Below are 24,393 nucleotides of genomic sequence, written 5' to 3' on the forward strand. Positions count from 1 at the left end.
GCGGGCCTACTCGTAGTGGGCCATCGCCTCCTCGACCGTCACCACCGGGATGTCCCGGTCCGCGATCTCCCGCATCAGCGTGGTGAGGCCGGCCGTGCCGATCTCCGTGCTGGTCCTCGGGGTGCCGTCGACGATCCGGTGCAGACAGAGGATGAGCCGGTCACCGCTCTCCGCGCACCGGTCGAGCCTGCCGCCGTCCTCCGTCAGCCGCGTCAGCGGCGTACCGCCGATGCCCGTACCGTCGGTGATGCCGGTCAGCGACTTCAGGCGGTACGGGTCCGCCGGGGCGAACGACTCGATCGTCTCGGAGATGATCGACCGGGCCGTGGTGAAGTGCCGGCTCGCGATCAGGTCGACGGGCACACCGTCCGAGGTCTTCCGGAACGCCCCGTGCGGATAGGCGAAGTGCTCGCTGGTGAAGCCGTTGGGCACCAGCCGCTCCCGCAGCCTGCGGAAGTCCTCGTCGGCCTGCTCCGCGGTGAGCTGGGGGTAGCCGGCGGTGTGCGCGGCGTTCGCGTAGGCGTGACCGCCCACCTCCCGGCCGGAGAAGTTCTGCATCGAGCGCATCTGCTCGACCGTCATGAAGTTCCCGGTCCCGATGGCGTCGGCGATGTTGTACGACGTGCCGGGGAAGCCGGAGGAGTCCATCACCGGGCGGGCCGGGTCGTGGATCGACCTGTGGGAGTCGTCGAAGGCGAGGGAGACGACGCCCTTGGGGAAGACGTCGGAGGTGTCCGGTACCAGCTCGACCGCCCGGAGCCGGTGGGTCACCGGCCCGGCCGCGTCGTCGTGCACGGCGAACGACACGTCCGTGAAGCCCGTCGTGGTGGACGGCTCGCCGTCGGCGGAGATCGCGTACGTGCCGGACGCGCTCCTGACGTCGGCCCACTGCAGGTGGACCGTCACCCACTCCCCGGACCGGACGCAGTTGGCGGCGGTCTTCGAGTGGACGTGGAACGTCCAGGAGAAGTGGTTCCCGAACGAGCCGCTGCCCAGGTAGAAGACCATCCTGGACAGGTTCGCCACGTCGTCGACGCGGAAGAGCAGCCGGATCGTCTTGCCGGTCAGGTCCATCGCCGTCATACCGGACCTGCGGACGTACGACTGCTTGCCGGTGCCGTTGGTGGTCACCCGCACCGCTTGCGTGCCGCGCACGAACCGCGTCGCGTCGTTCGCCTCGGCCGACGCGGTCCCCGCGCCCCCGGCGCTCCAGCCGTGGGACGCCTGGAACTGCTGGGACCAGGTGGCCCGGCGGTTCTGGGGCCGGCGGCCCGACGGGGCGTAGGGCGGCGGCGGGCCGGGCGGCGACACCGCCCGGCCAGGCGCCCCCACCCGCCATCGCGACACCGCCCGTGGACAGCGCGGAGCGCCGGCTCACCGCCGGCTTGCCGCTCGCAGCGGCGCGGCCGTGCGCGCCGGACCGCCTCCTGCCCGCTCAGGATCCCCGGACCGTGTCGAAGTAGTTCATGCCCTCGTCGGTGAAGCCCTCGACCCGCTCCTGGACCTGTTCCGCCGACAAGGTGTCGTTCGCGTTGTAGTAGAGCCAGTCGACCTTCATGTCCCAGGCGCGGTCGCCCTTGAACGGCAGGTCCACGAACCAGTGGTTGAAGTTCACCGACATGTCCGTGCGCGGGGAGTACTTCCCGTTGCTGGCGAAGAGCTTCTCGCCGTCGAGCCAGTAGGAGACGGCGTCGTCCTTCACCCTGATCATCACGGTGTGCCAGCCGGCGAGGCTCTTGTCCGTGGTGGTGTAGACCCGGTCGTTCGTCCTGTGGTCGTACCAGGTCACGGTGTCGAGCTTCGGGCCGGGACGGCCCCAACCGCCGTTGGGCATGTACTCGTTGTCCAGTTCGCTGTACGCCGAGCCCTTGCCGCCGATGGTGTAGAAGGTCTGGTTGACGTGGTCGCCCTTCTCACCGGTCGTCGGCTCGTCGCTGAAGCGGATCCGGGCCGCGTAGGTCCCCTCGCGGAACTTGCTCGCGGCGGTGCCCAGGCTGGCCTGCCGGGTGCCCGCCTCGGTGCCGTCCGTGCGGGCGCGCAGCTGCAGCACCTGACCGCCCTCCAGGGCCTCCTCGTCACCGGGGAAGGTGACGCCGTCGGCCGACCAGGTGTCCTCGATGCCGGGGCCGCCCTCGCTGGTGCGGACCAGCCAGCCGTGCTTGAAGAGGGCGGGGTCCTTGGCGCCGAGGTAGTCGAAGGTGTCGAACAGCACGCCGTCGGGGGCGGCCGGCAGCGGGTCGGGGGCGGCGGCCCCCGCCCCCTTCCCGGCGTCGGCCGGCTCGGTGCCGTCCGGCTCCTCGCCCCAGGCGAGGACGCCCCGCTTGTACGCGGTGACCTTCTCCGCCTCCTCGTAGCTGGTCGTCCCCGCGTCGAAGGAGCGGTCGTCGGACTGCTCCAGCTCCTTGTGGTCGGTGCGGAACAGCTGGAGGTCGATGCCCTTGCTGTTGGCGCCGGGCTCCAGGGAGCCGGCGGCCTCGGAGAAACGGATCTCCAGGTAGTGGTCGGCGGTGTCGGTGGGCCGGTCCAGCTTCACCACGCGACCGGCGAGGTGCGAGCAGCCGAAGACGGCGTTGACGCAGTTGAAGGCGTACCCCGGGGAACCGGCGCCGTCGTCGGCGGTGAACCAGTACCGCAGCGAGACGTCGCTGAGCGGCAGCGGCTCGTCGGTCTTGTTGAAGACCTCCAGCGACGGCTTGGCCACCGCCGAGGTGGCGGGCGTGTCGGTCCGGTAGCGGACGAGGAGGTCGGGCGGATCCGGGTCCGCCGACTTCCAGACGGGGTAGAGCGCCGTGGCGCCGGCGGCGACCACGGCTGTCAACAGCAGCAGCCGGATCGTGGGCCATATCCGGCGTCGGGGCGGGCGGCGGCGGGTGGACGCCACGGGAACTCCTCAACGGGCCGGTGACACGCACCAGTGGACGAGTGGTCAGGTCGCGTGGAGATCCTATCGGTACGCCTGTGACGAAAGGGGGTGGGCGGCACGGATCGTTACCGTGCGGCCCACCCCCTCGTCAGGGACGGCCGGTCACGCCGGGACGCTCGCCACGCCCGGGGCCAGGAACCGCTTCCCGTTCACGCGCTCGGAGACGCCCTCGCGGTCCAGGTACGGCGTGATGCCGCCCAGGTGGAACGGCCAGCCGGCGCCGGTGATCAGGCACAGGTCGACGTCCTGGGCCTCGGCGACGACGCCCTCGTCGAGCATGAGCCCGATCTCCTGGGCCACCGCGTCCAGGACGCGGGTGCGGACCTGCTCCTCGGTGAGGACGGTGTCGCCCTGCTTCAGCAGCGCGGCGACCTCCGGGTCCAGCTCGGGCTTGCCGCTGTCGTAGACGTAGAAGCCGCGCTTGCCCGCCTCGACGACCGCCTTGAGGTTCGGGGAGACCGTGAAGCGGTCCGGGAACGCCCGGTTGAGCGTCTCGGAGACGTGCAGGCCGATCGCGGGGCCGACCAGTTCCAGCAGCACCAGCGGGGACATCGGCAGACCGAGCGGCTCGACCGCCTTCTCGGCGACCTCGACCGGGGTGCCCTCGTCGATGACGTTCTGGATCTCGCCCATGAAGCGGGTCAGGATGCGGTTCACGACGAACGCCGGGGCGTCCTTCACCAGCACCGCGGTCTTCTTCAGCTTCTTGGCGACGCCGAACGCCGTGGCCAGCGAGGCGTCGTCGGTCTTCTCGCCGCGGACGATCTCGAGCAGCGGCAGGACGGCGACCGGGTTGAAGAAGTGGAAGCCGACGACCCGCTCGGGGTGCTTCAGCTTCGAGGCCATCTCCGTCACCGACAGCGAGGAGGTGTTGGTGGCGAGGATCGCGTGCGCCGGGGCGACCGCCTCGACCTCCGCGAACACCTGCTGCTTGACGCCCATCTCCTCGAACACGGCCTCGATGACGAAGTCCGCGTCCGCGAAGCCCTCGGCCTTGTCCAGGACACCGGTCACCAGCGCCTTGAGGCGGTTGGCCTTGTCCTGGTTGATGCGGCCCTTGCCGAGCAGCTTGTCGATCTCGGCGTGGACGTAGCCCACGCCCTTGTCGATGCGCTCCTGGTCGATGTCGGTCAGCACGACCGGCACCTCCAGGCGGCGCAGGAACAGCAGCGCGAGCTGCGAGGCCATCAGACCGGCGCCGACCACGCCGACCTTGGTGACCGGACGGGCCAGGCTCTTGTCCGGGGCTCCGGCCGGGCGCTTGCCGCGCTTCTGCACGAGGTTGAACGCGTAGATGCCGGAGCGCAGTTCGCCGCCCATGATCAGGTCGGCGAGGGCCCGGTCCTCGGCGTCGTAGCCCTGCTGGAGGTCGCCGTTCTTGGCGGCGGCGATGATGTCCAGGGCGCGGTAGGCGGCCGGGGCGGCGCCGTGCACCTTGGAGTCGGCGACGAAGCGCCCCCTGGCGACGGCCTGGTCCCAGGCCTCGCCGCGGTCGATCACCGGACGCTCGATCTCGATCTCGCCCTTGAGGACGGCCGCCGTCCAGATCAGCGACTGCTCCAGGAAGTCCGCGCCCTCGAAGATCGCGTCCGCGATGCCGAGTTCGTGGACCTGCCGGCCCTTGAGCTGCTTGTTCTGGTTGAGGCTGTTCTCGATGATCACCGAGACGGCCTTCTCCGCACCGATCAGGTTCGGCAGCAGGGTGCAGCCGCCCCAGCCGGGGACCAGGCCGAGGAAGACCTCGGGCAGGGAGAACGCCGGGAGGGCCGCGGACACCGTGCGGTAGGTGCAGTGCAGGCCGATCTCGACGCCACCGCCCATGGCCGCGCCGTTGTAGTACGCGAAGGTCGGCACGGCCAGCTTCGACAGCCGCTTGAAGACGTCGTGGCCGCCCTTGCCGATGGCGAGCGCGTCCTCGTGCCGCTTGAGCAGCTCGACGCCCTTGAGGTCGGCGCCGACGGCGAAGATGAACGGCTTGCCGGTGACGCCGACGCCGACGATCTCGCCGTCCGCGGCCTCCTTCTCGACCTGGTCGATGGCGGCGTCGATGTTCGCCAGCGACTGCGGGCCGAGGGTGGTCGGCTTGGTGTGGTCGTGACCGTTGTCCAGCGTGATCAGCGCGAACCGGCCGGCGCCCAGGGGCAGGTCGAAGTGGCGTACGTGCGCGCTCGTGACGACCTCGCCGGGGAACAGCTCGGCCGCACCCTTCAACAGCTCTGCGGTGGTGCTCACTTGTCCCCCTCGAAGTGCGGGTTCTCCCAGATGACCGTCGCGCCCATGCCGAAGCCGACGCACATGGTGGTCAGGCCGTAGCGGACCTGCGGCTGCTCCTCGAACTGGCGGGCCAGCTGCGTCATCAGACGGACGCCGGAGGAGGCCAGCGGGTGACCGAAGGCGATGGCGCCGCCGTACTGGTTGACGCGCTCGTCGTCGTCGGCGATGCCGTAGTGGTCCAGGAAGGCCAGGACCTGGACGGCGAAGGCCTCGTTGATCTCGAACAGGCCGATGTCGGAGATGGACAGGCCGGCCTGGGCCAGCGCCTTCTCCGTCGCCGGGATCGGGCCGTAGCCCATGACCTCGGGCTCCACGCCCGCGAAGGCGTAGGAGACCAGGCGCATCTTGACCGGCAGCCCGTTCTCGCGGGCGAAGTCCTCGGAGGCGATGACCGAGGCGGTGGCGCCGTCGTTCAGACCGGCCGCGTTGCCGGCGGTGACCCGGCCGTGGACGCGGAACGGCGTCTTGAGGTTCGCCAGGTTCTCCAGGGTGGTGCCCGGACGCATCGGCTCGTCGGCGGTGACCAGGCCCCAGCCGGTCTCGCCGCCCTCGGGATTGGTGCGGCGCACCGAGACCGGCACCAGGTCGGCCTGGATCTTGCCGTTGGCGTACGCCTTGGCGGCCTTCTCCTGCGAGCGCACGGCGTACTCGTCGGCGCGCAGCTTGGTGATCTGCGGGTAGCGGTCGTGCAGGTTCTCCGCGGTCATGCCCATGAACAGGGCGGACTCGTCGACCAGCTTCTCGCTGACGAACCGCGGGTTGGGGTCGACGCCCTCGCCCATCGGGTGGCGGCCCATGTGCTCGACGCCGCCCGCGATGGCGACGTCGTACGCGCCGAAGGCGACGGAGCCGGCCACCGTGGTGACGGCGGTCAGGGCGCCGGCGCACATGCGGTCGATGGAGTAGCCCGGGACCGAGGTGGGCAGGCCCGCGAGGATGCCGGCCGTGCGGCCGATGGTCAGGCCCTGGTCGCCGATCTGCGTGGTCGCGGCGATGGCGACCTCGTCGATCTTCTTGGGGTCGAGACCCGGGTTGCGGCGCAGCAGCTCCCGGATGGCCTTCACGACGAGGTCGTCGGCGCGGGTCTCGTGGTAGATGCCCTTCGGGCCCGCCTTGCCGAACGGGGTGCGGACGCCGTCGACGAAGACGACGTCCCTGACGGTACGAGGCACGATGGCTCTCCTCCAGGGTGCGGGATGGCACTGCTGCGTTGCGCTGAGCGCGCGCTCAGGACCCATGCTACTTGTGGGTAACGTAACAGCCCAGTCCCCCCGCCCCAAGCGGCGAAGGTCACACCCCCGGCGTCACGCCCTCGACGTCACGCCTTCGGGGGAGCGGTCGAGCCGCGCGGGGTGAGCACCGGGGTCGGCACGGGGTGCGAACCGGGCCCCTCCCCGCTGATCACCCCGAACAGCGTGCGCGCCACGTCCGCGCCGAACCCGTGCACGTCGTGGCTCATCGCGGAGAGCGTCGGATGGGTCAGCCGGCACAGCTGGGAGTCGTCCCAGGCCAGCAGGGACACGTCGGCCGGGACCCGCAGCCCCATCTCCGCCGCCACCGAGAGACCGGCCACCGCCATGATGTCGTTGTCGTACACGATCGCCGTCGGCCGCTCCGGCGGCGCGGCGGCCAGCAGCGAGCGGGTCGCCCGCGCGCCCGCGTCCCCCGAGAAGTCGGTGGCCGTCTGCCAGGCCCGGGCGGGCGGCTCCAGCGCGCGGACCGCCTCGTCGAAGGCGGCCGTGCGGATCGAGGTGTGGCCGAGCGCCGCCGCGCCGCCCACCCGGGCGATCCGCCGGTGCCCGAGCGCCGCCAGATAGCGCACCGCCTCGGTCACGGCCGTGGCGTCGTCGGTCCACACGGAGGTCAGCCCGCCGGTCAGCGAGGGGTGCCCGACGGCGACCGCCGGCAGCCCGAGCCGCCCGGCCGCCGCCGGGCGGGGGTCGTCGGCCCGGAAGTCGACCAGGATCGACCCGCCGATCTGCCGCCCCCGCCACCACGACTCCAGCAGCCTCACCTCCTCGTCCTGGCCGCGCACCAGCCGCAGCAGCAGCGAGCAGGACCGCTCGACCAGGACGCTCTCCACGCCGGAGACGAACTCCATGTAGAAGGGCTCCAGGCCGAGCAGCCGGGCGGGCCGGCACACCGCGAGACCCACCACGTCCACGCGCGAACCGGCCAGCGTCCGCGCCGTCGAGCTCGGCGCCCACCCCAGTTCCCGCGCCGCCCGGAAGATCCGCTCCCGGGTCGCCTCCGACAGGCCCGGCTTACGGTTGAAGGCCAGGGACACGGCCCCTTTGGACACGCCGGCGCGCGCGGCGACGTCCTTGATGGTGACGCGGGGCGTCGGGGTCGCCGTCATCGGGTGGGCTCCACGCAGTACAGGGCGCGGCGGGCGCTGTCCGGGTCCGGAGTCTTCCAGCCCCGGACCCCTATCGTCACCCGTTCCCCGGGCAGCAGGGTCACCAGCCCCCGGTCGGCCCGGGCGTCCGGATCCAGCCGGTCGGCCTGGAGCAGCAGGTCCCGCACCAGGGTGCGGGCCGTCACCGTGATCCCGCCCGGCGCGAGGGCGACCTCGAACTCCGGCCGGGGGTAGGCGACCTCCCGGTCCGGCACGGGGAAGTGCAGCGCCCGCAGCCCGTCCGTGTCCGCGTCGGCGACCAGGAACTCCTCCGGGCCGGCCGGCACCAGCCCCCCGGGGACCGGGATCTCGGCCACGGTCCGCCCCCCGGCGGCCAGTGCCGGACTCGCCTCCGCGATCACCGTGCCCCCGACCGACATCCGGCGCAGCCGCAGCGTGCCGTGCCAGCCCTCCGCGGACTGGTTGACCGCGGCCAGCGTCAGACCGTCGGCGTGCGCGCGCAGGGTCAGCAGCCGGTCCGCGTACAGCCGCCGCAGCTCGTGGTACAGCGGCTTCTCCCGTCCGTCCCCGTCGATCGCGGCCCAGGACGTCACCGGCCAGCAGTCGTTGAGCTGCCAGACCACCGTGCCCGCGCACACCGGCCAGTGGGAGCGCCAGTGCTCGATCCCGGCGGCGACCGCACGGGCCTGGTTGACCTGCGCCAGGTAGTGCCAGCGGTCGAAGTCCCCCTCCGGCACGGCGAAGTGGCGGCCCAGGCCGCGCTCCAGCTTGCCGTTGCCGTCGTCCGCCTTCTGGTGGTGCAGCATGCCGGGGGAGTCCGGTGCGAGCTCCTCCCCGGGCAGCGCCCGCCGCAGCGTGGCGTACGCGGGCGGCGCCTGCCAGCCGAACTCGGCGACGAAGCGCGGCACGTGGAGCCGGTAGTCGGCGTAGTCGGCGCGGTTCCACACCTCCCAGGAGTGATGGGTGCCGTGCGCCGGGTCGTTCGGGTGGTGGCGCCAGGACCCGGACCAGGGGCTGCCCGCCGTGTACGGCCGCGTCGGGTCCAGCTCGGCCACCACGCGCGGCAGGACGCCCAGGTAGTACCCCTCGCCCCAGGAGTCCCCGGCCAGCCCAGGCTCCCAGTCCCAGTCCCGGAAGCCCCACAGGTTCTCGTTGTTGCCGTTCCACAGCACCAGCGAGGGGTGCGGCATCAGCCGCACGACGTTCTCCCGGGCCTCCGCCTCCACCTCCCCGCGCAAGGGCTGCTCCTCGGGGTAGGCCGCGCACGCGAACGGGAAGTCCTGCCAGACCAGCAGCCCCAACTCGTCGCAGGCGTCGTAGAAGTCCTCGCTCTCGTAGATCCCGCCGCCCCAGACGCGGACCAGGTCCACGCCCGCGCCGGCCGCCTGCTCCAGCCGCCGCCGGTACCGCTCGCGGGTGATCCGGGACGGGAAGACGTCGTCCGGGATCCAGTTGACGCCCCGGGCGAACAGCCGCTCACCGTTGACGACCAGGGCGAAACCGGTGCCGTGGGCGTCGGGCGAGGTGTCCAGCCCCACGGTGCGGAACCCGATCCGGCGCCGCCACCCGTCCAGCGGCTCCTCGCCGTGCAGCAACGTCAGCTCGAGGTCGTACAGCGGCTGTTCGCCGTACCCGCGGGGCCACCACAGCCGTACGTCCGGCACCTCGAGGCGTACGGTCCCGTGCGTCCCGTCGATCCCGGCGCGCACCCGCACCCCGCCGACGCTCGCCTCGACGGTGAGCGGCGCCTCGATCCGGGCGCGCTCCACCTCGACCGCCAGCTCCACCCGGCCCGCGCCGCCCTCGACCGTGACGAGCGGGCGCACCCGGGCGATCCGGGCCGTGGACCAGTGCTCGAGCCGCACCGGCCGCCAGATCCCCGCCGTCACCAGCGTCGGCCCCCAGTCCCAGCCGAACGAGCAGGCCATCTTGCGCACGTACGGGTAGGGCTCGGCGTAGGCGCCGGGCCGCTCGCCCAGTCTGCCGCGCACCGCCTCGGCCTCGGCGTAGGCGGAGGCGAACCGCACGGCGAGCCGGCCGCTCAGCCCGGTCACGTCGAAGCGGTAGGAGCGGTGCATGTTGCGCACCCGGCCCAGCGGCCGGCCGTCGAGCAGGATCTCGGCGACGGTGTCGAGACCGTCGAAGACGAGGTCCGTCCGCTCGTGCGCGCCCGGTCCCGCGGCCAGCTCCGTCTCGTAGGTCCAGTCCCGCCGGCCCACCCACGCCACCTCGGCCTCGTTCCGGCCGAGGAACGGATCGGGTATCAGCCCGGCCGCCAGCAGATCGGTGTGCACACACCCCGGCACCACGGCGGGGAGCGGGTCCCCCGTGCCGTCCGGATCGCGCAGAACCCATCCGTCGGTGAGCGGTGTGACCTGACGCATGCACACTCCCTAAACCGGTCGACCCAGCTCCTGGGCAACCTTTCGGCATCCTTGGCGCAATAGAGACTTTACCGGTTCAGTAGGGGGTGTCAGAGTGCCGAACCAGCCAACCCACTCGTGCTCGACCGCCCCGTGAACGGAGCTGGTGCACATGAACCGCCGCACGGCACTCGCCGGACCGATCGCCGTCCTCGCCCTCCTGGCCTCCGCCTGCACGGGCACAGGGGGCTCCTCGAAGGGCGCGGACGCCGAGGCGCCCGACGACCCCTCCGGGGTCAGGGGTTCCCTCACGGTCCTCACCCACCGGACCGACCTGGTCCAGGACGGGACGATGAAGAAGTACGCCGCCGAGTTCAACAAGACCTACCCCGGGGTGAAGGTCGAGTTCGACGCCCTCACCGACTACGAGGGCGAGGTCAAGATCCGGATGAACACCGAGAACTACGGCGACGTCCTGATGATCCCCGCGGTGATCGAGAAGAAGGACTACCCGAAGTTCTTCGCCTCCCTGGGCAGCGAGGCGGAGCGCAGCGCCAAGTACCGCTTCACCGACTACGCCACCGTCGGCGGCAAGGTCTACGGCCAGAGCCCGATCGGCGTCGTCCCCGGCTTCATCTACAACAAGAGGGTGTGGAGCGAGGCCGGCGTCACCGACTGGCCCACCACCCCCGACGAGTTCCTCGACGACCTGAAGGCGATCAGGGCGAGGACCGACGCGGTGCCGTACTACACCAACTTCAAGGACATGTGGCCGCTGACCCAGTGGACCAACGTCAACGGCTCCGTCGGCTGCGACCCGGACGCCACCACGCGACTCGCCGAGGGCGACCCGTGGGCGGAGGGCGCCGACCTGCGCGTGGCCGACACCCTGCTGTACGACATCGTGCGCGGCGGCCTCGCCGAGAAGGACCCGACCACCACCAACTGGGAGGCGTCCAAGCCGAGGCTGGCCAAGGGCGAGATCGCCACCATGTGGCTCGGCTCCTGGGCGGTCGTCCAGATGCAGGACGCCGCGAAGCAGGCCGGCACCGACCCCGCCGACATCGGCTTCATGCCCTTCCCCGCCCAGAAGGACGGCGCGTTCTGCGCGGTGACCTCCCCCGACTACCAGCAGGCCGTCAACGTCCACTCCGACGACAAGGCCGCCGCCCGCGCCTGGATCGACTGGTTCACCGACGAGTCCGGCTACGCGCAGGCCAATCTGGCGCTCTCCCCGCTCAAGGACGCCCCGCTGCCCGAGGTGCTGAAGCCCTACGGGGAGAAGGGCGTGAAGCTGATCGACCTCGACGACGCCAAGGGCGGCGAGGTGAAGACCATCGACAACCAGTCCGAGGTCGGCATCTACAAGCCCGACTACCGCCAGGAACTCGTCGACCTGGCCCGCGGCGCGCGCAAGGGCAGCCTGGACGACTTCCTGGGCGACCTCGGCGAGCGGTGGGCCGAGGCGCGCGACTCCCTGGGGTCCTGATGACGGACACCACCCGCAAGGCGACGCGGCCGGCGCCCCCGGCCGCGCCCGCCGGGCCGGAACGGGCGCCCGCCCCGCGCACCGCACGGACCCGGCGCCGCCTCACCCCCTGGCTGTTCCTGATCGCACCGCTGGCCCTGCTGCTGACCTTCACCTACGCGCCGATCGCCAACATGGTCGCGTACAGCTTCACCGACTGGGACGGCGTGAGTCCGGAGCTGAACTACACGGGCACCGGGAACTACACCGAACTCCTCACCCGGTCCGAGCTGTTCGAGGTGTTCTTCGTCAGCGGCTACTACCTCGTCGCGTCCGTGGTGCAGATCGTCCTCGCCCTCTACTTCGCCACGGTCCTGAGCTTCAACGTCCGCTTCCGGAACTTCTTCAAGGGCGTGCTGTTCTTCCCGTACCTGATCAACGGGGTGGCGATCGGCTTCGTCTTCCTCTACTTCTTCCAGGACGGCGGCACCCTCGACTCCGTGCTGCGCCTGCTCGGCGCCGAGACCGACCACGCCTGGCTGGGCACGCCGTTCTCCGCGAACACCTCGCTCGCCGGCGTCTCCGTCTGGCGCTACCTGGGCCTGAACTTCGTGCTGTTCCTCGGCGCCATCCAGTCCGTCCCGGGCGAGCTCTACGAGGCGGCCGAGATCGACGGCGCGAGCCGCTGGCAGCAGTTCCGGCACATCATCGCGCCCGGCATCCGGCCCGTCCTGGGCCTCAGCGTGATCCTGTCCGTCTCCGGCTCGCTGTCCGTCTTCGAGATCCCGTACATCATGACCGGCGGCGCCACCGGCACCGAGACCTTCGTGATCCAGACGGTGAAGCTGGCCTTCCAGTTCAACAAGACGGGGCTCGCCTCGGCCGCCGCCGTCGTGCTGCTGCTGATCGTCCTGGCGGTCACCTGGGTGCAGCGGCGCATCGTCCCCGACGAGAAGGTGGACCTCGTATGACCCGCCGCACCGTGGCCCGCGCCCTCGTGTACCTGTCGCTGGTCCTCGCGACACTGGTCGTGCTGCTGCCGCTCACCGTGGTCTTCCTGACCTCGCTGAAGTCCTCGGAGGAGATGGCGAACGGCAGCGGGGCGCTCGCCCTCCCCGACGACCCGCTGAACTTCGGCAACTACGTGACGGCGTTCCGCGACGGCCAGATGCTCTCGGCCTTCGGCAACACGGCGGTCGTCCTGGTCGTCGCCGTCGGCGGCACGATCCTCATCGGCTCGATGACGGCGTACGCGATCGACCGGTTCCACTTCCGCTTCAGGAAGCTGGTCGTCGCCCTGTTCCTGGTCGCCGCACTGGTCCCCGGGGTGACCACCCAGGTGGCGACCTTCCAGATCGTCAACAGCTTCGGCATGTTCGACAGCCTGTGGGCGCCGATCGCGCTCTACATGGGCACGGACATCGTGTCGATCTACATCTTCCTGCAGTTCATCCGCTCCATCCCGATCTCCCTGGACGAGGCGGCCCGCCTCGACGGCGCGGGCGCCTTCACCGTCTACCGCAAGGTGATCCTCCCGCTGCTCAAGCCGGCGATCGCGACGGTGGTGATCGTGAAGGGGATCAACGTCTACAACGACTTCTACATCCCCTTCCTCTACATGCCCTCCGAGGATCTTGGCGTGATCTCGACGTCGCTGTTCCGCTTCAAGGGCCCGTTCGGGGCGCACTGGGAGACGATCTCGGCGGGCGCGGTCCTGGTCATCCTGCCCACCCTGATCGTCTTCCTGTTCCTCCAGCGCTTCATCTACAACGGGTTCATGCGGGGGGCGACGAAGTGACGGCAGGCCCCCGGAGCGGGCCGCGGACGGCCGTGACCGCCTACGCGCGCCAGTAGCCGCGGCGGAACAGCACCGCCAGGGGAACGATCTCGACGCGACCGAGGAGCATGAGGACGGTCAGGATCGCCTTCGACGCCCCCCCGAGCGGTGCGTAGGACCCGAACGGGCCGAGCTCGCCGAACGCCGGGCCGACGTTGCCGAGGCAGGCCGCCGCGGCGCCGAGCGCGGTGAACACACCGGTTCCGGCCGCGCCCGCCTCCGCGTCGAGGGCGAGGCCGAACGTCCCGAGCGCGAGGGCGAGCAGGTAGAGGAGGGCGAACAGGAGCACCGAGCGGAGCACGGGGTTGTCGACCACCCGGCCGCTCACCCGCACCGTGAGAACGGCGTCGGGGTGGACGGCCTGCTCCAGCTCGTGGCGGACGAAGCGGACGAGGACGAGATGGCGGACGACCTTGATCGAGCCGCTCGCCGACCCGGCGCAGGCCCCGACGAACATCAGCGCCAGCAGGGTGAGCGTCGCGAGCGTTCCCCAGTCCGACCAGTCCAGCGTCGCGAAGCCGGTGGTGGTCATCACCGAGACCGTCTGGAAGGCCGCGTGCCGGACGGAGCCGAGCCCGGTCACCGCGCCGGCGGCGAACAGCTCGACGGCCATGACGGACGTGCCCACGACGAGCAGGCCGAGGTACAGGCGCAGCTCCTCGTCGCGGGACACGGCCCGGATCTGACGCAGTGCGGCGAGGCGGTACAGCCGCAGCAGGTTCACCCCGGCCACCACCATCAGCCCGCACAGCACCCACTGCGTCACCGGCGCGAGGCCCCGGGCCGAGTCGGCCTCCGGAGCGAACCCGCCGAGGGCCACGGCGGACGTCGCGTAGGAGAACGCCTCGAACAGGCCCATCCGCCGGTCCAGCCCGGCCCACCCCAGGGCGGCCAGGACCAGGAAGCCGACCGCCGTCACCACGAGGTAGACCTTCCAGAGCCGTCGGGCGGTTCCGCGGACGGTCGCGCCGAGCGACTCCATCTCGACCGGTCCCGGCAGCTCGGAGCGCAGGAGCTCGCGGCCCCCGATGCGCAGCCGGGGCAGCACCGCGAGCGCGAGCACGATGATCCCCAGACCCCCCAGCCAGTGGGTGGCCTGGCGCCAGAACAGCATGTCGGGTCCGAGCGCGTCCACGTCGGTCAGGACCGTCGCGCCGGTGGCGGTGAACCCCGACACCGCCTCGAAGTAGGCGTCGACCGGGTGATCGAGCTGCGGGACGCGGCCGAGCACGAACGGCAGCGCGCCGAACGCGGGCACGAGCAGCCAGACGGCGACGACGACGAGGAACCCCTCCCGGACGCCCAGCGGGGGCCGCCTGCCCGTCAGGCGCTTGAGCGCCAGACCCGTCGCGGCCACGGCGAGCCCGGTGACGGGGAAGGGCCACGGGGGCTCGCCGGCGGCGAGCGCGACGGCCGTCGGCGCGACGAACGCGACCGCGAACCACGCGAGCAGGGCACCGACGACGCCCAGCGCGGTCCGCACGTCGACGCCGGTCCTCCCGCGCGGACGCCACCGGCGCGGACGGACCGGCGTCGAGCGCGACGGCCTCACAGGTCGCGCTCGATCGCGGGGACGTGCTCGGGCTCGGTGAGGAGGACGGCGCGGTCCCCGGGGCGCAGTTCGTCCTTCCCGTCGGGGAAGAACACGGCGCCGTCGCGCACGATCGCGCCCACAGCGGCCCCGGGAAGCGCGTCGACCGGGCCGTGCGCGAACCGGCTGCCGGGCCGGACGGCGATGTCGAGCACCTCGAAGCGGTCGTCCTCCAGCATCGCCATCTGGTGGGTGCGCTCGTCGAACGTGAAGCGGGCCATCTTCTCGGCGGTCTCGTCGCCCGGGTCGATCGTCACGTCGACGCCGACGGCCTCGAAGACCTCGGCGGCGGCGGGGTCGTCGAGGACCGTCATCGTCAGCCCGACCCCGTGGAGCTTCGCGAGCACCGCCGCGTGCAGGTTGCGCGAGTCGTCCTTGCCGGCGAACACCGCCGCTCCCGCCGTGTCGATGCGCTCGCGGTGCAGGAACGCCGGATCGAGGCCCGTCGCGTGGAACACCCGCGCCCGGTCGAGGGCGTCGGCGGCCGCGCGCGCCCGTGCCGCGTCCGGCTCGACGATCCGCACGGAGACGCCTCTGTCGAGCAGCACCCGGGCAATGGCCGTCCCCATGCGCCCGGCGCCGAAGAGCGCGACGTCGTCGACGGGGTCGGCCCCGGTGACCAGACGGCTCCACGCGCGCGCCGCCGCGGGCGACGCCATCACGATGGCCTCGTCACCGGGCCGTACCACCTCGTGCGCGGTCGGTCTGATCCAGTTCCCGTCGCGCACGACGGCGACCACCCGCGAGGCCGCGGGCAGGCCCGCCTCACGCAGGGGGCGGCCGGCGAGCCACGGCGACTTAGCCTCACGGACGTCGATGCCGAGCACGACCACCTCGCCGCGGGCGAAGAGGTCCACGTGCCGGGCACCCGGCACGTGGAGGACCCGTTCGACGGCGCTCGCGGTCTCGAACGCCGTCGAGACGAGGAGGTCCACGTCGAGATCGCCCGCCCGCCAGGCCTCCAGGTACTCCGTTCCGGTGGCCCGCACGACCGTCCGCGCCGATGACAGCCGGCGGGCGAGCATGGCGGTCACCAGGTTGACCTCGTCCCGCGACGTGCACGCCAGGACGAGCTCGGCGTCGGCCGCACCGGCTTCGAGGAGCGTCTCGCGGCGGGTGCCGCTGCCCCGCGTGATCCGCACGTCGTAGGCGTGCGACACGGCCTGCAGACGCGCCTCGTCGACGTCGATCACCGTGCACTCGTGCGCCTCGGCGAGTGACTTGACCACGGTGTGACCGACCTGGCCCGCACCCACCACGACGACCCGCATACCGGCATCGTGGCACGCGGGCCGGGCGTTCGCCCGGCACCCGCACGCGCGCCGGCACCGAACCCGGCCGCCCCGCCCCGGGCCTGTCGACGGGCCGGGACGGGCGCCGCCCCCGGGGCGGGGCGCGGCCCCGACCGGGCCGTCCACCGCATCGAGCACTGGCGCGGCACCCCCGCCCGTCACGACGGGCGGCCCGGCCGCTCCCTCGCCGTCGTCCCTCCGGTCGGCTCGACGCCTGAGCGTCAGGACGCCGTCCGGGGCCTTTCGTCCGGATCGGGCCGGATCGGGGAGCGGGGTCCGGTGCCGTGCGTCGCGAGGCGGAGGAGGTCGGCCGGGCGGGGCCGGGCGCGGGGGAGCGGTGCCGGGGCCCGCGGGCCCGGCATGAGCCGACCCCGAAGGACCCTAGGCGCCCTGGCCGGCGGCGGAGGCCAGCGCGGCGACCAGGACCGGCGTCACCTGCTCGACCTGCCAGGCCCGCGCCCCGTACCCCGTCAGCACGGCGGCGACCGACTGCGCGTCGGCCGGCCTCGGCGGCTCCCAGCACACCCGGCGCACCGTGTCCGGTGTGATCAGGTTCTCCGGCGGCATGTTCAGCTGCTCGGCGAGCGCGTTGACCCCCGTCCGGGCCGCGGAGAGCCGGGCGGCGGCCGCCGGGTCCTTGTCGGCCCAGGCGCGCGGTGGCGGGGGACCGGTCACCGGCTGGCCGGGCTGGGGCAGCTGGGACTCGCTCAGCGCCTTCGCCCGGTCGACGGCCGCCTGCCACTGCTCCAGCTGGCGCCGCCCCGTGCGCTGCCCGAACCCGTTCAGCGCGGCCAGGGCGTGGACGTTGGCCGGCAGGGCGAGCGCGGCCTCCACGATGGCCGCGTCCGAGAGCACCTTGCCGGGGGAGACGTCCCGGCGCCGGGCGATCCGGTCGCGGGCCTGCCACAGCTCCCGTACGACGGCCATCTGCCGGCGCCGGCGCACCTTGTGCATGCCGGAGGTGCGCCGCCAGGGGTCCTTGCGGGGCTCCGGCGGGGGCGCCGAGGCGATCGCGTCGAACTCCTGCCGGGCCCACTCCAGCTTGCCCTGCCGGTCCAGTTCCTTCTCCAGCGCGTCCCGCAGGTCGACCAGGAGCTCGACGTCGAGGGCGGCGTAGCGCAGCCAGGGCTCGGGCAGCGGGCGGGTGGACCAGTCGACGGCGGAGTGCCCCTTCTCCAGCACGTAGCCGAGCACGTTCTCGACCATCGCGCCGAGGCCGACCCGGGGGAACCCGGCCAGGCGTCCGGCGAGCTCGGTGTCGAAGATCTCGGTGGGCACCATGCCTATCTCGCGCAGGCAGGGCAGGTCCTGGGTGGCGGCGTGCAGCACCCACTCGACGCCGGACAGCGCCTCGCCCAGACCGGACAGGTCGGGGCAGGCCACGGGGTCGATCAGCGCGGTCCCGGCGCCCTCGCGGCGCAGCTGGACGAGGTAGGCGCGCTGCCCGTAGCGGTAGCCGGAGGCGCGCTCGGCGTCCACGGCGACGGGGCCGGTGCCCGCGGCGAAGGCCGCGACCACCTCGGCGAGGGCGGCCTCGTCCGCGATCACGGGCGGGATGCCCTCGCGCGGTTCGAGCAAGGGGGTCGGCGCCTCCGTAGCAGAAGATCCGCCGTCGTCCGGAGGGGCGCCTCCGGTGGTTCGCAGTGAACTGTCTGCTGCGGTGTCGTGGGCGTCGGTCACCTGTCAAGGGTATCCGTGCCGCGGAGGCGCCCGCCGACGGAACGTTCCGTCGGCGGGCGTCGGGGGGTCGTGAATCGGTCAGGACGGTGAGGGACCGGGGCCGCTGACCCGTGGGAGAGCGGGCCGGGAGCCGCGGCCGTCCCGTTCACGGCGGTGAATCGTCCAGCGGGGACGCGGGACGAGGGGAATGGGGCGATGGAGTGACGGGGCGATGGGATGACGGGTGATGGGGTGACGGGCGAGGGGGTGACGGGCGAGGGGGAGGTCAGTGGATGATGCCGGTGCGCAGGGCCACCGCCACCATTCCGGCGCGGTCGCCCGTGCCGAGCTTGCGGGCGATGCGGGCGAGGTGGCTCTTGACGGTCAGCGCGGACAGGCCCATCGAGACGCCGATCGCCTTGTTCGACTGGCCCTCCGCCACCAGCCGCAGCACCTCGACCTCACGGCCGGACAGTTCGCGGTAGCCGCCCGGGTGGCTCGGAGCACCCGGGGGGCGGCGGTGCAGGCGCGCGGCGGCGGCGCCGATGGGGGCGGCACCGGGTCGGGTGGGGAGCCCGAGGTTGGTGCGGGTGCCGGTGACGACGTAGCCCTTCACCCCGCCGGCGAGGGCGTTGCGCACGGCGCCGATGTCGTCGGCGGCGGACAGGGCGAGGCCGTTGGGCCAGCCCGCGGCGCGGGTCTCCGACAGGAGGGTGAGGCCGGAACCGTCCGGCAGGTGGACTTCGGCGACGCAGATGTCGCGGGGGTTGCCGATGCGGGGACGAGCCTCCGCGACGGACGAGGCCTCGATGACATCGCGCACACCGAGCGCCCACAGGTGGCGGGTGACGGTGGAACGGACGCGGGGGTCGGCCACGACCACCATGGCGGTCGGCTTGTTCGGGCGGTAGGCGACCAGGCTTGAGGGCTGCTCGAGGAGAACGGACACCAGGCCTCCTGGGGTGCGGGACGGGGCCGGCTCGTGGGGGGTGAAGCCGGGACTAACCGTGCTTTCAAGGTCACAGTCGTCTTCGGCAGCAAACCTGGTGTCCTTTAGGGAATGATCACGATCTGGTGAGTAACAATCCGTACAATTCGGACGCGCGATCGATCATTCGAAGACCGAACGGTTTCGGTCTGCGTCGCAACGCTTCCGAAAGTGGCCGTATCGACAAAGAGATCGGCAAGGAGGCCGGCGTCGACGACCGCCGGGAACCCCGGAGGGGGCTCACCGCGACTGCGGCCCCCTCCGCTGCGGCAGCGTCACCACGGAGGCGTCCCCCGGGGAGGCCGGCGGCAGCCCCGCGACCTGGGCCAGCAGATCGCACCACGCGGCCAGGTGGGCGGCCGTGTCCGGCGCCCCGCCCAGCCCCTCCCGGGGCGTCCAGGACGCACGGATCTCGATCTGCGAGGCGGCCGGCCGCTCCGACAGCCCGCCGAAGTAGTGGGAGCTCGCGCGGGTCACCGTGCCGCTCGGCTCGCCGTACGTCAGCCCCCGTGCCGTGAGCGCGCCGGTCAGCCAGGACCAGCACACGTCCGGCAGCAGCGGATCCGCCGCCATCTCCGGCTCCAGCTCCGCCCGCACCAGGGTCACCAGGCGGAAGGCGCCCTGCCAGGCGTCGTGTCCGGCCGGGTCGTACAGCAGCACCAGCCGGCCGTCGGCCACGTCCTGCTCGCCGTCGACGACCGCCGCCTCCAGCGCGTACGCGTACGGCGCGAGCCGCTTGGGCGCGGGGGCCGGCTCCACCTCGATCTGCGGCCGCAGCCGCGCGCCGCACAGCGCGTCGACAGCGGTCCGGAAGGGGGGTGGGGGCGCGCCCCCGTGCCCGGGATCCGTCCCGGTCTCCTTCGGTTCGTCCATTCCGCCAGCGCCGTCCGACAGTCGTCCCTGAGCCGCAGCCATGCGGGGAAGATTAAGCGGAACGGGCGCCCGGCGCGGGGAGGGACACCCGTGCCGCCCCGCGGTGTCCGGATCGTGTCCCGCGGGCCCGGTGCACCGGATGCCCTGCGGTGCGGGGGGCGCCGGCGGACCGTGCGAGACTTGCCGGTGTGAGTGCCAACGTGAGCCCGACGGCGGGGATGCAGCCGACCGCGACGTACGACAGTGCCTTCCTGAAGGCGTGCAGGCGCGAGCCCGTGCCGCACACCCCGGTGTGGTTCATGCGGCAGGCCGGACGCTCACTGCCGGAGTACCGCAAGGTGCGCGAGGGCGTCGGGATGCTCGAGTCCTGCATGCGCCCCGAGCTGGTCACCGAGATCACGCTCCAGCCGGTGCGCCGCCACCAGGTGGACGCGGCGATCTACTTCAGCGACATCGTCGTCCCCCTCAAGGCCATCGGCATCGACCTCGACATCAAGCCCGGCGTCGGCCCGGTCGTCGAGCAGCCGGTCCGCACCCGCGCCGACCTCGCCCGGCTGCGCGATCTCACCCCCGAGGACGTCTCCTACGTCACCGAGGCGGTCGGCCAGCTGACCCGCGAGCTCGGGTCCACCCCGCTGATCGGCTTCGCGGGCGCCCCGTTCACCCTCGCGAGCTACCTCGTCGAGGGCGGCCCGTCCCGCACGTACGAGAACGCCAAGGCGATGATGTACGGCGACCCCGAGCTGTGGGCCGACCTGCTCGACCGCCTCGCGGACATCACCGCCGCGTTCCTCAAGGTCCAGATCGAGGCCGGCGCCTCGGCGGTCCAGCTGTTCGACTCCTGGGCCGGCGCGCTCGCCCCGGCCGACTACCGGCGCTCGGTGCTGCCCGCCTCGGCGAAGGTGTTCCGCGAGGTCGCCGGCTACGGCGTCCCGCGCATCCACTTCGGCGTCGGCACCGGCGAGCTCCTCGGCCCGATGGGCGAGGCCGGCGCGGACGTCGTGGGCGTCGACTGGCGCGTCCCGCTGGACGAGGCCGCCCGCCGCGTCGGTCCCGGCAAGGCGCTCCAGGGCAACCTCGACCCGACCGTGCTGTTCGCCGGTCGCGAGGCCGTCGAGGCCAAGGCCCGGGAGGTGCTGGAGCAGGCCGCCGACCTGGAGGGCCACGTCTTCAACCTCGGTCACGGCGTGATGCCGTCCACCGACCCGGACGCGCTGACCCGCCTCGTGGAGTACGTCCACACGCAGACCGCGCGCTGACCCGCGCGCACGCGCCGCCGCGCGTCGGAACCCGGGTGCGGGGTACTGGGCATACGCTGCCCACCACGTCCGCTCCCGGGTCCGGCCAGGTGGAGGCCTCATGCGGCTCGAAATGTTCGACCCCGCCCCGATCGGCGTCGTGTTCACCGAGGGGCCGGAGCACCGGCTCGCGTACACCAACGAGCTCTACCGCAGGACCTTCGGCGACCGTCCGCTGGGCCGCCCCGTCCGCCAGGCCTTCCCCGACCTCGAGCAGTCCGGCTACTTCGAGATCTTCGACCGGGTCTTCGCCACCGGGAAGGCCGAGGTGCTCACGGCCGTGCCCATCGACCTGGCCTTCCCGCACCCGGCGCACGCGGGAACGCGCTACTTCACGTTCAGCATCTCCCACGCCACGATGAGCGACGGCCGGCCGGGAGTGCTGGGCGTGATCGTGGAGGTCACCGAGGAGGTGACCGCCGCGGAACGGATCCGCGTCCTGTCCGAGGAACGCCGCCGTGCGCTGCTGCGCTACCGCAGCCTGGTGAACGCCGGATCCCAGATGGTGTGGGTGACCGCGCCCGGGGGCGGGGTCACCGAGCCGAGTCCCGGCTGGCAGCGGGTGACCGGGCAGAGCTGGGAGGAGTTCCGGGGCGACGGGTGGATCGACGCGGTCCACCCCGACGACCGCGCCGCCATCGTCGAGGAGTGGCGCCGGGCCCTGGACGAGGTGAAGCCGCTGTTCACCCACACCTACCGGCTGCGGCTGGCCACGGGCGGCTACCGCCACTTCGCCGTCAACGCCGCACCGGTCCGCGACGGCGACACGGTCGTCGAGTGGGTGGGCATCTGCCGGGACATCGAGCAGGAGTGGCAGGACGCCCGTCGCGAGGAACTGCTGGCCCGCGCGACCGCCGTCACCGCCGACACCGTGCGGCCGGACGAGATGCTCGCCGCCCTCACCGGGGTGATCGTGCCCGACATCGCCGACAGCTGCGCCATGTACCTCCTCCCGCAGGCCCTGCACCGCACGCCGGGGACCGCGCTGACCGCCGAACGCGTCGCCGCCCTCACCCGCGAGGGCCACCCCGACCTGCCCCCGCACCACGCGGAGCACCTGGGGCCGGGCAGCCCGCTCGCCCGCGCCGCCGACCGGCGCAGCCCGGTCCACGCCGTCTTCCCGCCCGGCTCGCCCCCGCCGGACCTCGCCCCGCCCGGCGCCGAGCCCTGGCTGGCCCCCGACGCCAACAGCGTCGTGCTGCTCCCCGTCGTCGTCGACGGCACCACCGCCGCCCTGGTCGCCGCCTCCGTCTGCGGTGACCGGCCGCCCCTGGGCCGGCCCGAGATCAGCCTGCTGCGGACCCTCCTGGAACGCGCCCACGCACCGATCGGCAAGGCCCTGGAGTACCAGCGCACCCGGCAGGTGGCACTGGCCCTCCAGCACAGCCTGCTCACCGATCCGCCGGACGTGCCCGGCCTCGGCATCGCCGTCCGCTACCGGCCCAGCACCTCGGCCGCCGAGGTCGGCGGGGACTGGTACGACTCCTTCGTGCTGCGCGACGGCGCCACCGTCCTCACCATCGGCGACGTCTCCGGCCACGACCTGCCCGCCGCCGTCACCATGAGCCAGCTGCGCAACATGCTGCGCGGACTCACCCTGGACCGCCAGGAGCCGACCGGCACGATCCTGCGCCGCCTGGACGTCTCCGTGCAGACCCTCTACCTGGAGTGCACCGCCACCTGCGTCCTGGCCCGGGTCGAACCCGCGGAGCCCGGCCGTTTCCAGCTCCACTACTCCGTCGCGGGACACCCCCCGCCGCTGCTGGTCGAAGCGGACGGCACCGCGCGCTTCCTGACGAGGGGCCGCTCCCCGATGCTCGGGCTCGTCCCGCACCCCGAGTACGACAGCGCGGTGGAGCCACTGCCTCCCGGCTCCACCCTGCTGCTCTACACCGACGGGCTGGTGGAGCGCCGCGAGGAGGACATCACCACCGGGCTGGAGCGGCTGCGCCGCCACGCGTCGGTCGCCGTCCGGCGCCCGCTGGAGGCCTTCTGCGACGAGCTGCTCACCGGTCTGCCGGCCGCCGGCGACGACGACGTGGCCCTGGTGGCCCTGCGACTGCCCGCGCCCCCGGCCGGGAGCCACGGGCCCGCGGCACGGGAGTAGCGGACGCCCCCTGCCGTTCCGGCCGTGCGGGCCGCCCGGAGAGCACGCCGCGCGGCCCGGGCGGGGCGGCGTGCGCGGACGCAGCGGCCGGGCGGGCAGCCGTGCCCGAGCAGGTGCGGCTGAGGCCGGCCGACCCGGGGTGCGCGTCCGCCGGGACCGCCTCAGGACCGCCCTCCCCGCGCCAGGAGCAGCAGGTCCGCGGTGACGGCGGGATGCGGACGGGGGGAACGCGGGGGCTCCCGGTGCCCGCACGGCGCGGCCGGACCGTGCCCGGCGCGCCAGGTGGTCGGTCCGATCCGGTGGGCACAGCGCGTCGTCCTCTCCCGCCACGACCGTGACCGGGCAGGTCACCGCCGGCAAGACCTCCTCGGGGCTGTCCGCCCGGGCGGATCGGATGCAGTTCGGGAGCCGTCGGGGACCGGCCTTCAGGTACGAGGGCGACAAGGCCGGCACGACGCCCGGGTCGTCACGGGCGGCCGTACGGGTGAGCGCGCCGAGCAGTGGCCGCAACCGCCGCAGGTGGGGCGGGAACGTGGGGGGCCGGCAGGACGAGGGCCCGGACACGTCCGGGCACGCGCACGGCCGCGTGCAGCGCCACCCGGGCACCGGTGGAGTGACCGGCGAGGACCACCGGCCCCGGCGGGACCGTGGCCAGCCACCGCGCCACCGTGTCCGCGAGTGGACCGAGCGTCTCCGGGCAGGCCGGTCCCGAGGGGTCACCGGACCCCGGAACGCCCAGCAGACGTACCGGCCCCGACTGTGCGAGGCGTTCCGGGGTCCGCAGGAGACACCCGGGCGCTCCCGGGCCCGGCACCAGGACCACGGGAGTGTTCGGCTCGTCCAGGCGCGGCGTCCCCAGGCCGCGCACCATTGCCCGTCCGGCGCGGTCGTGGCCGACGTGCGGAGGGGAGACCCGGCGCTGCGGCATGACGGGCGAGTACCCGGCCGCGCCGGGGGACGGACAGGACCACCGGCGGCCACTGACGGGGGCGGAACCGCTCGGCGCCCCCTGCGAGTGCGTCCCGGTCACCGTCGCTGCTGTGCCTCCCTCCGCGGGGGACGCGCCGCGCGCGGTGGCCGGAGCGGGTGGGCCGACGACCGCGGGTCGACGGTGACAGCGCATCCCAGGGGTGAGGTGAGGGAGCGCAGCGCGGTGGCGGAGAGCCTGATCCAGTGGTGGTCCCGGCCGAGGGTCGCCAGCAACTGCACGGAGGTGGTGAAGGCGACGGCCGTACGGCGCCCGGAGGGAGTGCGGAAGAAGCAGGTCACGAGACAGCCGCGTCCCGGACGGACGGGTACGTACAGCGGACCGTCCCGCACGCCGGGCGTGGCCTCGGGGTCGCCTCGGTGGTCCGTCACGC

At 73.0% G+C, this 24,393-nt stretch carries 18 protein-coding genes; 5 read left to right on the forward strand and 13 right to left on the reverse strand.

Annotated elements, in window-relative coordinates:
• Positions 1–6: 6 nt before the first annotated feature.
• From FHS37_RS13395 to FHS37_RS13420, 6 genes are all read right to left on the reverse strand, one after another.
• Positions 7–1,332: a polysaccharide deacetylase family protein gene (locus tag FHS37_RS13395; protein WP_229889845.1), complete on the reverse strand. Its 1,326-nt coding sequence runs from the start codon at positions 1,330–1,332 to the stop codon at positions 7–9.
• A gap of 103 nt (positions 1,333–1,435) precedes the next feature.
• The gene (locus FHS37_RS13400) at positions 1,436–2,881 is read right to left on the reverse strand and encodes a cellulose binding domain-containing protein (protein ID WP_184820616.1); all 1,446 of its coding nucleotides are present in this window, start codon (positions 2,879–2,881) and stop codon (positions 1,436–1,438) included.
• 144 nt (positions 2,882–3,025) lie between these two features.
• On the reverse strand, positions 3,026–5,155 hold the full coding sequence (locus FHS37_RS13405; RefSeq protein WP_184820618.1) for a 3-hydroxyacyl-CoA dehydrogenase NAD-binding domain-containing protein: 2,130 nt from the start codon (positions 5,153–5,155) through the stop codon (positions 3,026–3,028).
• Entirely contained in the window at positions 5,152–6,369 is a 1,218-nt protein-coding gene (locus FHS37_RS13410; RefSeq protein WP_184820620.1) for a thiolase family protein, read from the reverse strand. Before FHS37_RS13410 ends, FHS37_RS13405 begins: the two co-directional genes overlap by 4 nt.
• A gap of 146 nt (positions 6,370–6,515) precedes the next feature.
• Positions 6,516–7,556, reverse strand: a complete 1,041-nt coding sequence (locus tag FHS37_RS13415; protein WP_184820622.1) for a LacI family DNA-binding transcriptional regulator — start codon at positions 7,554–7,556, stop codon at positions 6,516–6,518.
• Positions 7,553–9,940 carry a glycoside hydrolase family 2 protein gene (locus FHS37_RS13420; RefSeq protein ID WP_184820624.1) on the reverse strand — a complete coding sequence of 796 codons (2,388 nt, stop codon included), beginning with the start codon at positions 9,938–9,940 and terminating at the stop codon, positions 7,553–7,555. Before FHS37_RS13420 ends, FHS37_RS13415 begins: the two co-directional genes overlap by 4 nt.
• A gap of 151 nt (positions 9,941–10,091) precedes the next feature.
• Between FHS37_RS13420 and FHS37_RS13425 the strand changes: the two genes are divergently transcribed.
• Genes FHS37_RS13425 through FHS37_RS13435 form a run of 3 tightly spaced genes read left to right on the forward strand, consistent with a single transcriptional unit; the run spans position 10,092 to position 13,185 of the window.
• The gene (locus FHS37_RS13425) at positions 10,092–11,408 is read left to right on the forward strand and encodes an ABC transporter substrate-binding protein (protein ID WP_184820626.1); all 1,317 of its coding nucleotides are present in this window, start codon (positions 10,092–10,094) and stop codon (positions 11,406–11,408) included.
• Positions 11,408–12,358, forward strand: coding sequence for a carbohydrate ABC transporter permease (locus tag FHS37_RS13430; RefSeq protein ID WP_184820628.1), 951 nt, complete (start codon positions 11,408–11,410; stop codon positions 12,356–12,358). Before FHS37_RS13425 ends, FHS37_RS13430 begins: the two co-directional genes overlap by 1 nt.
• The gene (locus tag FHS37_RS13435) at positions 12,355–13,185 is read left to right on the forward strand and encodes a carbohydrate ABC transporter permease (RefSeq protein WP_184820630.1); all 831 of its coding nucleotides are present in this window, start codon (positions 12,355–12,357) and stop codon (positions 13,183–13,185) included. Before FHS37_RS13430 ends, FHS37_RS13435 begins: the two co-directional genes overlap by 4 nt.
• Positions 13,186–13,225: 40 nt before the next feature.
• Here the strand turns inward: FHS37_RS13435 and FHS37_RS13440 are convergent, their stop codons facing one another.
• The 5 genes from FHS37_RS13440 to FHS37_RS13460 all read right to left on the reverse strand — a co-directional run bounded on the left by FHS37_RS13440 (position 13,226) and on the right by FHS37_RS13460 (position 19,627).
• Positions 13,226–14,707 (reverse strand): TrkH family potassium uptake protein, encoded by a 1,482-nt coding sequence (locus FHS37_RS13440; protein ID WP_229889844.1) that lies wholly within the window; start codon positions 14,705–14,707, stop codon positions 13,226–13,228.
• A 65-nt stretch (positions 14,708–14,772) separates the two neighbouring features.
• Positions 14,773–16,086 carry a Trk system potassium transporter TrkA gene (gene trkA / locus FHS37_RS13445; protein WP_184820634.1) on the reverse strand — a complete coding sequence of 438 codons (1,314 nt, stop codon included), beginning with the start codon at positions 16,084–16,086 and terminating at the stop codon, positions 14,773–14,775.
• A gap of 402 nt (positions 16,087–16,488) precedes the next feature.
• Positions 16,489–17,787, reverse strand: a complete 1,299-nt coding sequence (locus FHS37_RS13450; RefSeq protein WP_184820636.1) for an HRDC domain-containing protein — start codon at positions 17,785–17,787, stop codon at positions 16,489–16,491.
• Between the two features lie 265 nt (positions 17,788–18,052).
• Positions 18,053–18,715, reverse strand: coding sequence for a helix-turn-helix transcriptional regulator (locus FHS37_RS13455; RefSeq protein WP_006130493.1), 663 nt, complete (start codon positions 18,713–18,715; stop codon positions 18,053–18,055).
• Positions 18,716–18,994: 279 nt separating this feature from the next.
• The gene (locus tag FHS37_RS13460; protein ID WP_229889843.1) at positions 18,995–19,627 is read right to left on the reverse strand and encodes a DUF3000 domain-containing protein; all 633 of its coding nucleotides are present in this window, start codon (positions 19,625–19,627) and stop codon (positions 18,995–18,997) included.
• A 188-nt stretch (positions 19,628–19,815) separates the two neighbouring features.
• On the opposite strand from FHS37_RS13460, the gene hemE reads away from it, so the two are divergent.
• Together hemE and FHS37_RS13470 are read left to right on the forward strand one after the other, a co-directional pair.
• On the forward strand, positions 19,816–20,886 hold the full coding sequence (gene hemE, locus FHS37_RS13465; RefSeq protein ID WP_184820640.1) for a uroporphyrinogen decarboxylase: 1,071 nt from the start codon (positions 19,816–19,818) through the stop codon (positions 20,884–20,886).
• Between the two features lie 100 nt (positions 20,887–20,986).
• Positions 20,987–23,032 (forward strand): SpoIIE family protein phosphatase, encoded by a 2,046-nt coding sequence (locus tag FHS37_RS13470; protein WP_184820642.1) that lies wholly within the window; start codon positions 20,987–20,989, stop codon positions 23,030–23,032.
• 466 nt (positions 23,033–23,498) lie between these two features.
• Here FHS37_RS13470 and FHS37_RS41025 read toward each other — a convergent pair whose 3' ends face one another.
• Both FHS37_RS41025 and FHS37_RS13475 read right to left on the reverse strand, forming a co-directional pair.
• Positions 23,499–24,155, reverse strand: a complete 657-nt coding sequence (locus FHS37_RS41025) for an alpha/beta fold hydrolase (protein WP_375372301.1) — start codon at positions 24,153–24,155, stop codon at positions 23,499–23,501.
• Positions 24,059–24,391, reverse strand: a complete 333-nt coding sequence (locus FHS37_RS13475) for an SAV_915 family protein (protein WP_184820644.1) — start codon at positions 24,389–24,391, stop codon at positions 24,059–24,061. Before FHS37_RS13475 ends, FHS37_RS41025 begins: the two co-directional genes overlap by 97 nt.
• Positions 24,392–24,393 lie beyond the last annotated feature (2 nt).

The organism is Streptomyces griseomycini, assembly GCF_014203535.1.
Classification (GTDB): domain Bacteria; phylum Actinomycetota; class Actinomycetes; order Streptomycetales; family Streptomycetaceae; genus Streptomyces; species Streptomyces griseomycini.

Bases quoted from the DNA above. Each gene is read 5' to 3' on its own strand.
- FHS37_RS13420 (WP_184820624.1), bottom strand. From the start codon at position 9,940: ATGCGTCAGGTCACACCGCTCACCGACGGATGGGTTCTGCGCGATCCG.
- FHS37_RS13470 (WP_184820642.1), top strand. From the start codon at position 20,987: ATGCGGCTCGAAATGTTCGACCCCGCCCCGATCGGCGTCGTGTTCACC.
- trkA (WP_184820634.1), bottom strand. From the start codon at position 16,086: ATGCGGGTCGTCGTGGTGGGTGCGGGCCAGGTCGGTCACACCGTGGTC.
- FHS37_RS13415 (WP_184820622.1), bottom strand. From the start codon at position 7,556: ATGACGGCGACCCCGACGCCCCGCGTCACCATCAAGGACGTCGCCGCG.
- FHS37_RS41025 (WP_375372301.1), bottom strand. From the start codon at position 24,155: ATGCGCTGTCACCGTCGACCCGCGGTCGTCGGCCCACCCGCTCCGGCC.
- FHS37_RS13435 (WP_184820630.1), top strand. From the start codon at position 12,355: ATGACCCGCCGCACCGTGGCCCGCGCCCTCGTGTACCTGTCGCTGGTC.
- FHS37_RS13460 (WP_229889843.1), bottom strand. From the start codon at position 19,627: ATGGACGAACCGAAGGAGACCGGGACGGATCCCGGGCACGGGGGCGCG.
- FHS37_RS13430 (WP_184820628.1), top strand. From the start codon at position 11,408: ATGACGGACACCACCCGCAAGGCGACGCGGCCGGCGCCCCCGGCCGCG.
- FHS37_RS13425 (WP_184820626.1), top strand. From the start codon at position 10,092: ATGAACCGCCGCACGGCACTCGCCGGACCGATCGCCGTCCTCGCCCTC.